At 70.8% G+C, this 14,759-nt stretch carries 13 protein-coding genes; 1 reads left to right on the top strand and 12 read right to left on the bottom strand.

Translation table 11 applies throughout. The annotated features are described in order from the left end of the window. Positions 1 to 150: 150 nt before the first annotated feature. The 4 genes from ACWA7K_RS09880 to ACWA7K_RS09865 all read right to left on the bottom strand — a co-directional run bounded on the left by ACWA7K_RS09880 (position 151) and on the right by ACWA7K_RS09865 (position 3,981). Positions 151 to 786 (bottom strand): flavin reductase family protein, encoded by a 636-nt coding sequence (locus tag ACWA7K_RS09880; RefSeq protein WP_456168054.1) that lies wholly within the window; start codon positions 784 to 786, stop codon positions 151 to 153. A 52-nt stretch (positions 787 to 838) separates the two neighbouring features. Further along, the gene (locus ACWA7K_RS09875; protein ID WP_456168052.1) at positions 839 to 2,257 is read right to left on the bottom strand and encodes a bifunctional enoyl-CoA hydratase/phosphate acetyltransferase; all 1,419 of its coding nucleotides are present in this window, start codon (positions 2,255 to 2,257) and stop codon (positions 839 to 841) included. A gap of 34 nt (positions 2,258 to 2,291) precedes the next feature. After that, positions 2,292 to 3,053, bottom strand: coding sequence for an enoyl-ACP reductase FabI (fabI, locus tag ACWA7K_RS09870; RefSeq protein ID WP_456168760.1), 762 nt, complete (start codon positions 3,051 to 3,053; stop codon positions 2,292 to 2,294). 181 nt (positions 3,054 to 3,234) lie between these two features. Further along, positions 3,235 to 3,981 carry a hypothetical protein gene (locus ACWA7K_RS09865; protein ID WP_456168050.1) on the bottom strand — a complete coding sequence of 249 codons (747 nt, stop codon included), beginning with the start codon at positions 3,979 to 3,981 and terminating at the stop codon, positions 3,235 to 3,237. 132 nt (positions 3,982 to 4,113) lie between these two features. Between ACWA7K_RS09865 and ACWA7K_RS09860 the strand changes: the two genes are divergently transcribed. Next, positions 4,114 to 4,518, top strand: a complete 405-nt coding sequence (locus ACWA7K_RS09860; RefSeq protein WP_456168048.1) for an XRE family transcriptional regulator — start codon at positions 4,114 to 4,116, stop codon at positions 4,516 to 4,518. A 10-nt stretch (positions 4,519 to 4,528) separates the two neighbouring features. Here ACWA7K_RS09860 and ACWA7K_RS09855 read toward each other — a convergent pair whose 3' ends face one another. The 8 genes from ACWA7K_RS09855 to ACWA7K_RS09820 all read right to left on the bottom strand — a co-directional run bounded on the left by ACWA7K_RS09855 (position 4,529) and on the right by ACWA7K_RS09820 (position 14,580). After that, positions 4,529 to 6,013, bottom strand: a complete 1,485-nt coding sequence (locus ACWA7K_RS09855; RefSeq protein WP_456168046.1) for an FGGY-family carbohydrate kinase — start codon at positions 6,011 to 6,013, stop codon at positions 4,529 to 4,531. Between the two features lie 13 nt (positions 6,014 to 6,026). Continuing rightward, positions 6,027 to 6,368, bottom strand: a complete 342-nt coding sequence (gene rhaM / locus ACWA7K_RS09850) for an L-rhamnose mutarotase (RefSeq protein ID WP_456168044.1) — start codon at positions 6,366 to 6,368, stop codon at positions 6,027 to 6,029. Positions 6,369 to 6,386: 18 nt separating this feature from the next. Continuing rightward, the gene (locus tag ACWA7K_RS09845; RefSeq protein ID WP_456168042.1) at positions 6,387 to 7,388 is read right to left on the bottom strand and encodes an ABC transporter permease; all 1,002 of its coding nucleotides are present in this window, start codon (positions 7,386 to 7,388) and stop codon (positions 6,387 to 6,389) included. After that, the gene (locus tag ACWA7K_RS09840) at positions 7,385 to 8,386 is read right to left on the bottom strand and encodes an ABC transporter permease (protein WP_456168040.1); all 1,002 of its coding nucleotides are present in this window, start codon (positions 8,384 to 8,386) and stop codon (positions 7,385 to 7,387) included. The genes ACWA7K_RS09845 and ACWA7K_RS09840 overlap by 4 nt, the downstream gene beginning before the upstream one ends. Further along, complete coding sequence (locus ACWA7K_RS09835) at positions 8,383 to 10,005, bottom strand: sugar ABC transporter ATP-binding protein (RefSeq protein WP_456168038.1); 1,623 nt, start codon at positions 10,003 to 10,005, stop codon at positions 8,383 to 8,385. The genes ACWA7K_RS09840 and ACWA7K_RS09835 overlap by 4 nt, the downstream gene beginning before the upstream one ends. Before the next feature lie 97 nt (positions 10,006 to 10,102). Further along, entirely contained in the window at positions 10,103 to 11,092 is a 990-nt protein-coding gene (gene rhaS / locus ACWA7K_RS09830; protein ID WP_456168036.1) for a rhamnose ABC transporter substrate-binding protein, read from the bottom strand. Between the two features lie 87 nt (positions 11,093 to 11,179). Then, positions 11,180 to 12,466, bottom strand: a complete 1,287-nt coding sequence (gene rhaI, locus ACWA7K_RS09825; protein ID WP_456168034.1) for an L-rhamnose catabolism isomerase — start codon at positions 12,464 to 12,466, stop codon at positions 11,180 to 11,182. 14 nt (positions 12,467 to 12,480) lie between these two features. Then, on the bottom strand, positions 12,481 to 14,580 hold the full coding sequence (locus ACWA7K_RS09820; protein WP_456168033.1) for a bifunctional rhamnulose-1-phosphate aldolase/short-chain dehydrogenase: 2,100 nt from the start codon (positions 14,578 to 14,580) through the stop codon (positions 12,481 to 12,483). Positions 14,581 to 14,759: the final 179 nt, after the last annotated feature.

The following is a 14,759-nucleotide window of genomic DNA, read 5'->3' as shown; positions in this document are numbered from 1 at the left end:
TCGTGCCCCCGCTCGGTCTCTTCGTGCGAGACCCCGTCGGACACCGGAGGTGTCCGACCTACCGGGGGCCTCGCCCCGACGTTCATGGCGCCGATTCACGTCGCCCTCCGGCGGCGCCGACACGGGACGTGTCCGCCCCCCTCGTGCGCCTCAGATCTCGTCGATCGGCGTGCTGCGCCCGGCGCCGTCCGGGGCGCCGATCGAGAAGCGGTCGCGGGTGGTGGTGTAGAAGCTCGCGCCGAAGCGGCCGACCGGGTGGTAGTCCTGCAGGTGGACGCGCCAGCGTTCGGTGTCGACCAGGCCGTCGCGGGCCCAGAGTTGCACGACCTGGCCGATGAAGACGTAGCGGCTGGGTGATTCCAGCGTCTCGACCAGCCGGCATTCGAAGGCCACCGGTGCCTCGGCGATGCGGGGCGGGGCGACCTTGCGGGACGGTGCGGGCGTCAGCCCGGCGTGCGGCAGCTCGCTCTGGTGCGGCGGCAGCGCGTCGCCGCAGGCGTGCATCGCGGCGGCGATCGGCTCGTCGCACAGGTGCACGACGAACTCGCGCCGGGCCAGGATGTTGGTGGCGGTGTCCTTCATCGTGCCGGTCTTGCCGGTGCGGTTCAGGCTCAGGAACAGCGTCGGCGGGTCCTCGCCGAGCATGTTGAACATGCTGAAGGGCGCGGCGTTGATGGTGCCGTCGGCGCCGAGCGTCGTGACCAGCGCGATCGGCCGGGGCACGATCAGGCTGGCCATCAGCTTGTAGCGGGCGTAGACGTCCAGGGTCTCGAAGTCGATGTCCATGGACGGGGCTGCAGCAAGCGCCGTGCCGTGCCTGGGCGTGCGGGCCCTGCGATCAGCCTGCCGGCGTCGACGACGTGGCCGCGTGCAGCGCCCTTGCCATCACGCCGGCCAGCGCGGCCGAGGCCTTGCGGGCGACGGCCGGGTCGGCGCGGCTCGTCAGCGCGATCGGCACCCGCGCGCCCAGCACCACGCCGCTGGACGACGCGCCGGCCAGGTACTCCAGCTGCTTGGCGAGCATGTTGCCGGCCTCCAGGTCGGGCACGACCAGGATGTCGGCCTCGCCGGCCACCGGTGAATCGATGCCCTTGATGCGGGCGGCCTCGGCCGAGATCGCGTTGTCGAAGGCCAGCGGACCGTCGAGCGTGGCGTTGCTGATCTGGCCGCGGTCGGCCATCTTGCACAGCGCGGCGGCGTCCAGCGTCGAGGCGATGCGCGGCGTCACCGTCTCGACGGCCGACAGCAGCGCGACCTTGGGCCGCGCCACGCCCAGCGCGCGGGCCAGGTCGACGGCATTGCGCACGATGTCGGCCTTGTCCTCCAGCGTCGGGGTGATGTTGATGGCCGCATCGGTCACCAGCAGCGGGCGCGGGTAGGCCGGCACCTCGAAGCGGAAGACGTGCGACATGCGCCGGCCGGTGCGCAGGCCGCGTTCGGCCAGCACCGCGCCCATCAGCTCGTCGGTGTGCAGGCTCCCCTTCATCAGCATGCCGACCTCGCCACGCGCGGCCATCGTCGCGGCGGTGGTGGCCGAGGCGTGGCTGTGTTCGGTGTCGACGATCTCGACGCCGTCCAGGCTCAGACCCAGGCTGGCGGCCAGCGCCTGCAGGCGGGCCTGCGGCGCGACCAGCACCGGCACGATCAGCCCGGCGGCCGCCGAATCGAGTGCGCCGCGCAGCGAGGCCTCGTCGCACGGGTGGACCACGGCGCAGCGCACGGCGGGGTGGCCGCGCAGCGTCGCCAGCCATTCCTCGATGCGGGCCTCCGGGTCGAACAGGTGCAGCGTCGGCAGGGCGGCGCGACGGCGGCGGATGCGGGCCGACGGCGCCTTGACCACCGCCTCGCCGGTGACCACCGGTTCGCCGTTCTGGTTCTGCACCAGGCAGTCCAGCTTGACCTTCTGGCCGGCGTCCGACTTGTCGCGCACGGTGATCTGCACGGTCAGCGTGTCGCCGACATGCACCGGCAGCAGGAACTTCAGCGACTGGTCCAGGTAGATCGTGCCGGGGCCGGGGAACTCGGTGCCCAGCACGCTGGAGATCAGCGCGCCAGCCAGCATGCCGTGGGCGATGACGCCGTGGAAGCGCGTGCCCTCGGCGTACTCGTCGTCGATGTGGGCCGGGTTGACGTCGCCCGAGACCAGCGCGAAGGCGTTGATGTCGTCGCGGCTGATGGTGCGGCGCATCTGTGCGCTCTGGCCGATGCGCAGCTCGTCGTAGGTGATGTTCTCGATGACGTCGTCAGGGGCGATCATGGGTATCGGTCGTGAGGTTGGAGGGGCGGCCGGATCAGCGCACCGCGTGCGCGCCGCCGTCGACGAACAGGGTCTGGCCGGTCATGCCGGCAGCGTCCGGGCCGACCAGGAAGGCGACGCAGCCGCCGACCTCGTCGAGCGTGACCAGCCGGCGCAGCGGCGCGGTCTCGATCGTGCGGGCCATCAGGCCGTCGAAGTCGACCAGGCCGGAGGCCGCGCGGGTGGGCATCGGGCCGGGCGAGACGGCATGCACGCGGATGTTGCGGCCGCCCAGTTCCAGCGCCATGTAGCGCACCATCGATTCGAGCGCCGCCTTGACCGGCCCCATCAGGCCGTAGTTCGCGATCGCGTCCTCGGCGCCCAGGTAGCTCATCGTCACCAGCACGCCGCCCCGCACGGCCAGGTGCGGTTCGCACAGCCGGGCCAGTTCGGCGAAGGAATGGCAGGACACCTCCACCGCACGGGCGAAGCCGGCGGCGCTGCTGTCGACGACACGGCCGTGCAGGTCGGCCAGCGGCGCCCAGGCGATCGAATGGACGGCGAAGTCCAGCGCGCCGTCCGGCCCGGCCGCCGCCGCGACGGCGGCTTCGAGGGCGCCCGGCTGCTCGATGTCGCAGACCAGCAGCGTCGCGCCGATCGAGTCGGCCAGCGGCTGCACCCAGGTGCGTGCCTTCTCGTTCAGGCAGGTCATCAGCACCTCGGCGCCACGCGCCTTCAGCACGCGGGCGCAGCCCCAGGCGATGCTGTGTTCGTTGGCGACGCCTAGCACGAGGCCGCGTCGGCCGGCGAGCGGCAGCGGGGGTGTCGGGACAGGAGCGGAAGTCACATCGGTCATGGACGAGAGGGCGTCGGACGCCCCGAGTTCGGATCGGCGGAGTATGGCCAGCGGCCCCGGCTGGAAGTTGACGGGCGTCAAAGGACTCATCGGGGCCCGGCACCGGGCGGGCGATGGACCTGGCCCACGGCGCCTCTGTGGCTCAGCGGATCGGTGCCGGCCCGGGCGGCAGCGGCCGTTCGCGTTCCAGCGCGGTCAGGCAGCCGTTGACCGGCAAGGCCGGGCCGGTGCCCAGCATCGACCGCAGGGCGGCGCTGATCCAGGCGTCGCGGCTGGCCAGGTCGGCCTGTGCGGCTGTCGGGCAGGCGCTCAGCACCGGGTCGCTGCGGGCGCCGTGGGCCACCGCGAGGGGCAGCACGCCGCAGCCGTCGGCATCGCAGAGGCTGGCGCGCGGGTCGGCGCGGTTCTGGATCATCGCGACCTGCCAGCGCGAGGTGTCGGCCAGCGAGGTGCGTATCCAGCGCCCGTCCATCACCCTTCCGGGGGGGGTGTAGCCGGCGTCGACCGTCAGCACGGCCCGGACGCGAGGTTCGGTGACCGCCGTGCCGGTCGTCGCGAGGTCAGCCGACCAGCGCCGCGCCAGCGTGTCGACCCAGGCCGCGCCGCGACCCTGGCCGACCAGCACGGCGTTGCCGCAGTCGATCGAAGGGCTGGCACAGGCGCGCTGCACAGCCTCCTGCAGCGTGGACTCGGTCAGGCCGTCGGCAACCAGCGCGAGCGTGCTCAGGCCCGCCCGCTGCAAGGCGGCCAGCGGCGTGGCGGGCAGGTCCGGATCGGTCAGCAGCAGCGCCAGCGGCGGTCGACCGGGTGACGGGTCGACGGGTGGCGCGGCGGGCCCGCCAGCCCCGCCGCAACCGGCGCTGCCGAGTCCACCGAAGGCCGCCAGCACGGCCCCGATCCAGGCCCGTCCGGCCGGCCGAACGTGACTCGCTTGGGTAGTTACGTGATTATTGGTCACGCGAGCCAGTTGACTTCAGCCTCCAGTTCCGCCGTATCCCCCATAGGTGGGTAGCGTGCGCCCATGAGTCAGGCCAGGGCGCGGTTTGCGCGTCGATTACAGGAAGCGATGACGGCGGCGGGTTATGAAGCGCGGCCGTCCGTGCTCGAACGCGAGTTCAACGTCCGCCACTGGGGCAAGCCGATGACGCTGCACGGCGTGCGGCGCTGGCTGATGGGCGAGACGGTGCCGTCGATCGAGAAGCTGCAGACGCTGTCGGAATGGCTGCGCGTCTCGCCGGAGGAACTCGCCTTCGGCATCGAGCTGCGCGGCCGCATCGAGGCCCGCCAGGCCGCCTGGGACCAGGGCATCGGCTATGCCGACCGGGAGCTGTTCGAGCTCTACCTGAAGCTGCCGATCACCTCGCGCAAGACGGTCCGCGAGGTCATCGTGGCGCTGGCCGTGGCCAACCACGTCGAAGGCGTCTGAGCCGGCCGGTTCAGGCCAGCGCGCGTTGCCATTCCTTCTGGCGAGCCCGCAGGGCCAGGTCCAGCGAGGCCTGCAGCGCCGCGTCCTGACCGTGCGGTTGCAGGCGCAGCAGACGTGGGTCGGGCCCGGCGGCAGTCGGCGCATCCAGCGGCCGGGTCAGCAGCCAGGCGCCGCGCGCGGTGCCTTCCAGCTCGTCGTCCGGCCGCAGCAGCGGGCGACCCGGGCACAGGCCGGCCAGCGCGCGCAGCCATGCCGCATTGCCGGCCAGCGGGCCTTCCAGCACCAGCGGGCGCGGCGGGCCGCCGCCGTCGAGCTGCAGCACCAGTTCGGCGGTCAGCTGGGCGCAGTACAGCGCGGCCAGTGCCGGCCGCAGCGCCGCCGGCACACACGCCACGCCCGCGTCGACGACATGGCCGTGGCGCAGCAGTTGCGGTGAGCGGCCGGCGTAGGGGCCGCCCGATTCGGCGTAGGCCGGCAGCGCCAGCCAGCCTTGCGCCAGCACCTCGGCCAGCGCGGTCTCGTCGGCCCGGGCCGGATCGGCGTCGCCGCAGATCGCCGCGAACTCGCGCCCGCCCATGAAACGTGCGGTGGCCACGGGCCGGCCGTCGACGGCGACGTTGACGAGCTGGTCACGCGCCGCGTCCAGCCGGTCCAGCGGTGCGCCCGGCGCCATCAGCACGCACCAGGTGCCGGTCGACACGACGGTGGCGTCCGGCTGGCTCGGCAGGTAGCGCGCCAGGCAGGCGTTGCTGTCGTGCGAGCCGACATGGACCTGCACGTCATCGGCCAGGCCGAGTCGCCGCGCCAGATCGGGGCGGACGGGGCCCAGCACCTCCCAGGCCGATCGCAGCGGCGCGAAACGCGCGGCCAGGCCGCTGCGCACGGCCCAGTCGCTCGGCCGGTCATCGGCCGGACGCCACAGGTCGGTGTGGCAGCCCAGCGATGACCGTTCGCTGGCCGCGACGCCGCTGAACCACCAGGCCCAGTACTGCGGATAGGGCAACCAGTGCCGCACCCGCGCGCAGGCCGCCGCGTGGTGTTCCAGCAGCCAGTGCAGCTGGATGCCCGCATTCAGTCCTTGCGGCAGGCGCGGGCTGCCGCTGTCGGCATAGGCGTCGACGGCGTCGGCGTGGCGCGTGTGCAGCTCGCCGTAGCCGTCCCATTCGTAGTCCATCGCCGGCAGGACCAGGCCGTCGGCATCGATGCCGCAGAAGGCCGCGCCGTGGGTCGTGATCGAGAGGCGCCGGATCGCGGCTTGCGCGTGTCCATCGGCCTTCCCGGGCATCGCCGAGATTTCCGGGATCACCGCCAGCAGCCAGTCCTGCAGCGCCGTCACGCCCAGCGCGGTGTAGCCGGGGCCGTCGATGCGGGCCGGTTCGCTCGCGTTGGCTTGCACGCGGCGCGCCTGCACATGGCCGTCGGCGTCGATCAGCAGCAGCTTGGCGTTGCTCTTGCCGATGTCGAGCACCAGCGTCAGGCCGTCGCGGGCGGTCATGCGCGGCTCCGCGTCAGTCGAGGTGGAACAGGCAGTCCAGCGGCTCGGCCACCGGCGAGCCGTCCGGGTTGGCCCGCATGATGTCGGCCATGTGGGCCCACCAGCGCTTCATCACCGGATGTTCGGGCAGGTGGTCCATCGTGTGGCCGTGGGCGCGCCGCAGCACCGCGAACAGCACGTGGCTGTCGGGGTCCAGGTAGATGCTGTAGTCGCTGATGCCGCTGACCTTCAGCAGCTCGACCAGCTCGGGCCAGATCTCGTCGTGGCGGCGCCGGTACTCGTCGACCTGGCCGGGGTTGAGGAACATGCGGAAGGCGAACTTCTCGGTCGGTGCGGCGTGGTTGGGGTGGCTCATCGCGTGATCCTCCGGGTCTCAGGCTGCGGCCGATGCCGGCTTGGCGGCGGCCTTCGTGGACGGCCGGCGGCGCAGCCAGCGCGGCAGCACCATCGAGACGATCAGCAGCGCGCCGACGATCATCGACATGACGATGCCGGCGACGTTCATCATGCCCAGCGCGAAGGTGAAGGCGCCCATCAGCACGGCCGCCAGCGCGACGCCGACGATGCTGCCGCGCCCGCCCTCGATGGCCACGCCGCCCAGGATCACGATGGTGATGGCGTCGAGTTCCCAGCCCATCGCCAGGTTGGGCCGCGTGCTGCCGATGCGCCCGGTCAGCAGGATCGCGGCGAGCGCGGCCATGACGCCCGCGAAGATGAACAGGCCCATGCGGTAGCGGTCGACCGCGATGCCCGAGAAACGCGAGGCAATCGGGTTGGCGCCGATCGCGTAGACGCGCCGGCCCATCACGCTGCGGTGCAGGAACAGGCCCACCGCGAGCGTCGCCAGCAGCATCACCGCGAACTCGATCGGCACGATCAGCCGGGTCGGATCCTCCAGCCCGAACAGGTCGCCCAGGCTGCCATTGCCCCAGGTGCTGAGGGTCTCCGGATAGCCGGTGATGGCCTGGTCACCCAGCAGCACCAGCGCCAGGCCGCGGTACAGCGACAGCGTGCCGATGGTCACCACGATGCTGGGCAGCTTCCAGCGTGTCACCAGCCAGCCGTTGAGCGCGCCGCAGGCCACGCCGGTGGCGACGGCCGCCAGCAGCATCACCGGCAGGCTGGCGCCGGCCTGCATCGCGTAGCCCATCGCCAGCGAGGCCAGCGCCATGGTCGCGGCGATCGACAGGTCGATCTCGCCGGCGACGATCAGCAGCGCCATCGCCAGCGCGATCAGCGCCTTCTCGCTGAAGTTGTAGGTGCTGTCGGCCAGCGCGTAGGGCGACAGGAAGTTGTCGACCGACAGGCCGAAGCAGAGGTAGACGAGCGCGATCAGGCCGATCAGCACGCGCTCCCAGGTGTCGAGCGCCTTCATGCGCGGGCTCCTTGAGGGGTCGGTTCATGGCGTTCGAGGATCTGCCGGCCGCGCTGGCGCTGGGTGCCGGCGTTCAGCGCGACCGACACCAGGATGACCGCGCCGGCAATCGCCTGCTGCCAGAACGGCGAGACCTGGATCACCGGCAGCGCGCCGTTGACCACGCCGATGAACAGCACGCCCAGCAGCGCACCGCCGACCGTGCCGACGCCCCCGCCGATGCTGACCCCGCCGATCACGCAGGCGGCGATCACCGTCAGCTCGAAGCCCGAGGCGAGTTCGGTGAAGGCGATCGAGTACCGACCGACCCACAGCAGCCCGGCGATGCCGGCCAGCAGGCCCGACAGCGTGTAGGCCATCAGCAGCCGGCGCTGCACGGGGATGCCGGCATAGACGGCCGCAGACGGATGTCCGCCGAAGGCATACAGCTCGCGCCCTTCACGGCGCCATCGCAGCAGCCAGGCGCCGAACAGCAGCGCCGCAGCGGCGAACCACAGCAGGGCGGGCAGGCCGGCCCAGGTCTCGCGCGGCAGGCCCTTGATCAGCGGGTGGATCTCGTGGTCCGAAATCCACGCGCCGCCGCTGGCCACGAAGATCGCGCCGCGATAGGCCGACATCGTGCCCAGCGTCACCACGATCGCGGGCAGGTTGAAGCGCACGATCAGCCAGCCGTTCAGCGCCCCCAGCAGCGCGCCGATGGCGGCGGCCATGCCCAGCAGCACGACCAGCGGGATGCCCGGCCAGGCCCGGCCGGCCAGCGCGCACAACATGCCGGTGAGCGCGAGGTTGCTGGCCACCGACAGGTCGACGCCGCGGGTCAGCAGCACCAGCATCTGGCCGATCACCAGGATCGCGAGGATGGCCGAGTCGTTGGCGATGTCCAGCGCGTTGCGCACGGTCAGGAACACCGGCGCGCGTGCGCCGACGGCCAGCGCGATGACCGCGATGATCGCCAGCAGGATCCACTCGCGGCGCAGGCTCAGGTGGGGGCGCGTCATGCGGCGAGCTCCGTGGGCAAGGACGATGGGAACGTGGCGACAGGCGGCTCGTTGGCCGTCTGGTTCAGGCCCGACGCGGCCGCGACGATGGACTCGGCATCGGCCTGCCCGATCTCGAACTCGGCCACCTGACGGCCGCGCCGCATGACGATGGTGCGGTGCGCGAGGTGCATCACCTCGGGCAGTTCGGACGACACCAGGATCACCGCCAGCCCCTGTTCGACCATCTCGGCGATCAGGTGGTAGACGGCCTGCTTGGCGCCGACGTCGATGCCCTTGGTCGGCTCGTCGAGGATGACGATGCGCGGCTCCAGGCCGAGCCACTTGGCGATCACGACCTTCTGCTGGTTGCCGCCCGACAGGCCCGACAGCGGCGTGTCCTGGCTGGCGGTCTTGATGCGCAGGCGCTCGATCAGCCGCGCGGCCAGGCCCTGTTCGCGTTCGGCCGACAGCCACGGGCCGCGCGACAGGCTGGCGCCGATGGCACCGCGCGCGCTCAGCGGTCCGGCCAGTCCGGCCAGGCTGATGTTGTGGCGCACCGAGAACGACAGGATGCCGCCCTGGCGCTGGCGTTCCTCGGGCACGTAGGCCAGGCCGGCGGCGATGGCGTCGCCGGGCCGGCGGATGTCGACCGGCTTGCCGTCGATGCGGACGTCACCGTGCGCATCGGGGTTCAGGCCCATCAGCGCCAGCATGACCTCGCTGCGGCCGGCGCCGACCAGGCCGTAGAAGCCGAGGATCTCGCCCCGTCGCAGGCTGAAGTTCACGTCGGCGAATTCGGTCGGGTGGCTCAGTGCGTGAACCTGCAGCACGGTCTCGCCGCGCCGGTCGACCACCGGCGGGTAGATGTCGGCGATCTCGCGGCCGGCCATCAGCGCGACGAGCTGCTGCTCCTGCGCCTCGGCGATGCGGCCGCTGCCGACCGAGGCACCGTCGCGCAGCACCACGTAGCGGTCGCACACGGCCATGATCTCGTCGAACTTGTGGGTGATGAACAGGACGGCGACGCCCTGCGCCTTCAAGCCGCGCACGATGCCGTAGAAGTCGCGGATCTCGGCCTGCGACAGCGCGGCGGTCGGCTCATCGAGGATGACCACGCGGGCCTGCTGCGACAGCGCCCGGGCGATCTCGATCAGGTGGCGCTGGGCCAGGCTCAGCTGGCGCACCAGCGTGGTGGCGGTGAAGCCGGCGGCCTCGCGCTCGACCACCTGGTCCAGCGCCGCCTGGGCCTCGCGGTTCATGCGCGCCCAGTCGATCACGCGCAGCCACGGCGGGCCCTTCATCGGCTGGCGGCCGATGAAGATGTTCTCGGCGGCGGTGAGTTCCTCGAACATCACCGTTTCCTGGTGCACCGCGACGATGCCGGCGGCCTGCGCATCCTGCGCGACCGCGAAACGCACGCGCTGGCCGTCGATGCGGATCTCGCCCTCGTCGGGCTGGTACACGCCCGTCAGCGTCTTGACCAGCGTGGACTTGCCGGCGCCGTTCTCGCCGATCAGCGCCAGCGCCTCGCCGGGCACCAGGTCCAGGTCGACGCCGCGCAGCGCATGGGTCGGCCCGAAGCGCTTGTGCAGGCCACGCAGCGTCAGCAGCGCGGGTGTTGCGGGGGTGGAGGTCATGGTGGGATTCTGGACAACGGCCCGCAGGGATGCGGGCCGTCGTGGACTTCATGCAGGGGCCCGGCCGCGTGCCGGCCGGGCATTCAGATCAACTCGTTCAGAAGATCTTGGCGAACTGCTCGACGTTGGACGCGTCGTAGGTGAAAGGCTCGGCCATCGCGGCCTCGTTGTCCTTGTCCAGCGTGGCGGTGCCGACGCGGCCCATCTTCAGCTTCTCGCCGGGGGCCGCCTTGGCGCCCTTGACCAGCGCGTGGGCCAGGTGGATGGACGAGTAGCCCAGGTCGATCGGGTTCCAGATCGCGAAGGACTTGACCGCGCCGCTCTTGACGTGGCCGGCCATCTCCGAAGGCAGGCCCAGGCCGGTCACGTAGATCTGGCCGGTCTTCTTCTCGTCGGTCACGGCCTTGCCGGCGGCGGCGATGCCCACCGTCGTCGGGGCCACGATCGCCTTCAGGTTCGGGTAGCTCTTGAACAGGCCGAGCGCCTCGCGGTAGCTCTTGTCGGTCTGGTCGTCGCCGTAGACGACGCTGACCAGCTTCAGGCCGCTGTAGGCGGGCTGGGCCAGGACCTTCTTCATCTCGGCGATCCAGGTGTTCTGGTTGGTCGCCTGCGCGGTGGCCGACAGCACGGCGATCTCGCCGGTCTTGCCGACGACCTGCTCGGACATCTTGACCAGCTTCTCGCCGATCAGCGCGTTGTTCGACGGTGCCAGGTGCAGCAGGCGGCCGTCCTTGCGGATGCCCGAGTCGAACGAGATGACCTTGATGCCACGCTGCATGGCCTTCTTGGTCACGGGCACCAGTGCGTCCGGGTCATTGGCCGAGATCACGATGGCCTTGACGTTCTGCGCGATCAGCGAGTTGATGATCTCGATCTGGCCTTCGGCCGTGGCCTTGGCCGGGCCGGTGTAGATGATCTCGACATCGCCCAGTTCCTTGGCGGCTTCCAGCGCGCCCTGGTGGGTCGCGTCGAAGAAGCCGATGCCCATGGCCTTCACGACCAGGGCGATCTTGTCGGCAGCCAGCGCCGGCGTGGTCAGGCAGACCGACAGGGCGGCGGCGGCAATCAGCTTGTAGCGGGTGGTCATCTCGGGTGTCTCCTCGAGCAGGTTGTGATGCCGCGGGGGTGCGGCGGGGGGTGAAAACGCGTTGAAGAACTTGAAGGTGCGTGGGGCTCAGACGATGCCGCCGCCACCGCCGATGGCGGCAGGGCGTTCGGCGCCGACGCGCTGGCGGTAGCCGCTGGCGCGGTAGGCGCCGACCGGGTCGATCGCGCCGCCGGCATCCAGGCGCACGCGCTGCAGGATCGGCGTCACGTCGGTCTGGAAGCCGGCCTTGAGCAGGTGGGTCGCGGTCATCGCGTCGTTGCCGTCCTGGGCCGCATCGAGCGCATGGCGGTCGACCAGCAGGGCCTGCGCATAGGTGCGCAGCACCTGCACGGCACTCGTCATCAGGCTCTCGATCGGGTCGGTCACGTTGTGGCTCTGGTCGAGCATGTAGGCCGGCTCGAACGGCACGCCCTCGTGGGCGGCGGCGACCAGCTCGTTAAAGACCAGGAACAGGCGATAGGGCGAGACGCTGCCAGCGTCGAGGTCGTCGTCGCCGTACTTGCTGTCGTTGAAGTGGAAGCCCGCGAGCTTGCCCGCCGCGATCAGCCGGGCCACGATCAGCTCGATGTTGACGTTCGGCGCGTGGTGGCCGAGGTCGACGAGGCACTGCGCCTTCGGCCCCAGCGCGCTGGCGGCCAGGAAGCTGCTGCCCCAGTCCTGGATCACGGTGCTGTAGAAGGCCGGCTCGGCGATCTTGTGTTCCAGGAACATGCGCCAGTCCGACGGCAGGCCGGCGTAGATCTGCGCGGTGCTGTCGAGGTAGCGGTCGAAGGCGCGGCGGAAGTGCTGCTGGCCGGGGAAGTTGCTGCCGTCGCCGACCCACACGGTCAGCGCCTTGGAGCCGAGCTTCTGGCCGATCTCGATGCATTCGAGGTTGTGGGCGACCGCCTGGGCGCGGGTGGCCGCATCGGTGTGCGACAGGCTGCCGTACTTGTAGCTGTGGGCCTGGCCCTTCTGGTCCGAGAAGGTGTTGGAGTTCATCGCGTCGAACGCGAGGCCGCAGGACGTGGCCGTCTGGCGCAGCTCGTTCCAGTCCGAGCACTTGTCCCAGGGGATGTGCAGCGACACGGTCGGCGTGGCGCGCGCCAGCTGCTGGATCACGCCGCAGTCCTGCAGCTTGTCGAACACGTGGCGCGGCTCGCCCTGGCCGGGGAAACGCGCGAAGCGGGTGCCACCGGTGCCGACGCCCCAACTCGGGATGGCCACGCCGAAGGCGGCGACCTGCGCGCGCACCGTCTCGATGTCGATGCCACGCCGCGCCAGCTGCTCGCCGAGATGGGCGTAGTCGCTGTCGAGGTCGCGTTGCAGGCGGGCGTTGTGGGCGTCGATGACGCTGCGGTCGATCAGGTTCATGGCTTGCTCCAGGCTCAACGGGTGAAGGCGGCGAGGTTGCCGGCGTCGACGTTGAGGATGTTTCCGGTGGACTTCGCGCTCAGGTGTTCGGCGGCGAAGAAGTAGGTGGCCTCGGCGATGTCCTCGGGGAAGACGCTGCGCTTGAGCATCGAGCGGTCGCGGTAGAAGGCTTCGAGGTCCTGCTCGTCGATCTTGTTGGCGGCGGCGCGTTCCTCGCTCCACTTGCCCGTCCAGATCTTCGAGCCGCGGATCACGGCATCGGGGTTGACCACGTTGCTGCGGATGCCCAGCGGCGCGCCTTCCAGCGCGAAGCTGCGACTGAGCTGGATCTCGGCGGCCTTGGCCGCGCAGTAGGCGGTGGCCTGGGCGCTGGCGACCATGCCGTTCTTGCTGGCGATCATCACGATGCTGCCGCCGGTGCCCTGCGCCTTCATCTGCTTGAAGGCTTCGCGGCCGACGAGGAAATAGCCGGTGGCCAGGATGCTCTGGTTGCGCATCCACAGCGCCAGCGTGGTGTCCTCGATCGGCGCGGCCGAGGCGATGCCGGCGTTGCTCACCAGGATGTCGACGCCGCCGTATTCGATCGCCGCGCGGCCGAAGGCGGCGATGACGCTGGCCTCGTCCGTCACGTCGCAGCGCACGCCGCGCACATGGTCGCGGCCGTAGGTCTTGGCGAGGTCCGCGCCGACGCTGTCGAGCGCTTCCTGGTCGATGTCGGCCAGCACCACGCAGCCGCCATCGGCCAGGATGCGCCGGGCGATGGCCTGGCCGATGCCGCCGGCCCCGCCGGTCACCAGCGCGACCTTGCCGACCATCGGCTTCGGCTTGGGCATGCGCTGCAGCTTGGCCTCCTCGAGCAGCCAGTACTCGATGTCGAAGGCTTCCTGTTCGGGCAGGCCGACGTAGCGGTCGACCGCGTTGGCCTCGCGCATCACGTTGATCGCGTTGACGTAGAACTCGCCGGCGATGCGGGCGGTGGCCTTGTCCTTGGCGATCGTCACCATGCCGATGCGCGGCAGCAGGATCACGACCGGATTCGGGTCGCGCAGCGCCGGGCTGGTCGGCCGCTTGCAGCGTTCGTAGTAGGCCGCGTAGTCGGCGCGGTAGGCCGAGAGCAGTTCCCCCAGCCTCGATTTCAGCTCGGCGCCATCGAGGCTGTAGACCGACTCGGGCACCACCAGCGGGCGGATTTTGGTGCGCAGGAAATGGTCCGGGCAGGACGTGCCGAGCGCGGCCAGCGGCGCCAGGTCCTTCGAGTTGACGAACTCGAGCACCTCGGGCGACGTGTTCAGGTGCAGCAGCTTGGAGCCGCCTTCGGCGCTCAAGCCACGCAGCACCGGCAGCACGCGGGCGAGTGTGGTGTCGCGTTCGGCCTCGGGCAGGGCGCTGAAGGCGGTGCCGCCGAAGACCTGCACGTTGCGGCGGGCCCGTTCGCTGGCCAGCCACGACTGGGCCCGCTCGATCAGGTCGACCGTGTTCTCGTAGCAGGCCTTGGCCGTGTCGCCCCAGCTGAACAGGCCGTGGCCGCCCAGCACGATGCCGCGCAGGCCCGGGTGGGCGGCGTCATGGGCGGCCAGCTGCTGACCCAGCTCGTAGCCCGGGCGCAGCCACGGCAGCCAGCCGACGGTGCCTTCGAAGACCTGCTGCGTGATGGCCTCGGAGTTCGCCATCGCCGCGATCGCGATGACCGCGTCCGGGTGCATGTGGTCGACGTGGGCGTAGGGCAGCGACGAGTGCAGCGGCGTGTCGATCGACGCGGCGCGGCTGTTGAGGTTGAAGGTGCAGTGCGGCAGGTAGCCGACCATCTCGTCCTCATGCTCGCGGCCGCGGTACAGGCCCTTGAGCGCGCGCAGCTTGTCCAAGTAGAGGGTCGAGAACCCGTCGAGCTTCATCGAGCCGACGTCGCCGCCGCTGCCCTTGACCCACAGCACCTCGACGCGCTCGCCGGTCAGCGGATCCTTCTGCCAGATCTTGGCCGACGTGTTGCCGCCGCCGTAGTTGGTGATGCGCAGGTCCGAGCCGAGCAGGTTGGAGCGGTACAGCAGCAGGCCGGGCTCGTCGAGCGTGGCGGCGCGGGCGTCGTCCCAGCGGGGGAAGGGAGCGGTGGTGGTCATGGGCGTGATCTCGGGCTTCGTGTCGTGAGGTTCGCGATGTCGTTGGCCGGCAGGTTAGTGACGCGAGTCTTCAAGAGCAATTGATGAAGCTTGATGGATCGAATCAGGCTGTGCTTATGATGAAGGCCGATCTCCGCCGCTCGCCCCGCAGCACCGCCAGCGGCCCGCATCTGGCCCTC

It is taken from the genome of Leptothrix mechoopdaensis (SeqCode), assembly GCF_053893855.1.
The sequence above is the reverse complement of the archived record's forward strand: the minus strand, read 5'-3'. Positions and strand labels throughout refer to the sequence as shown.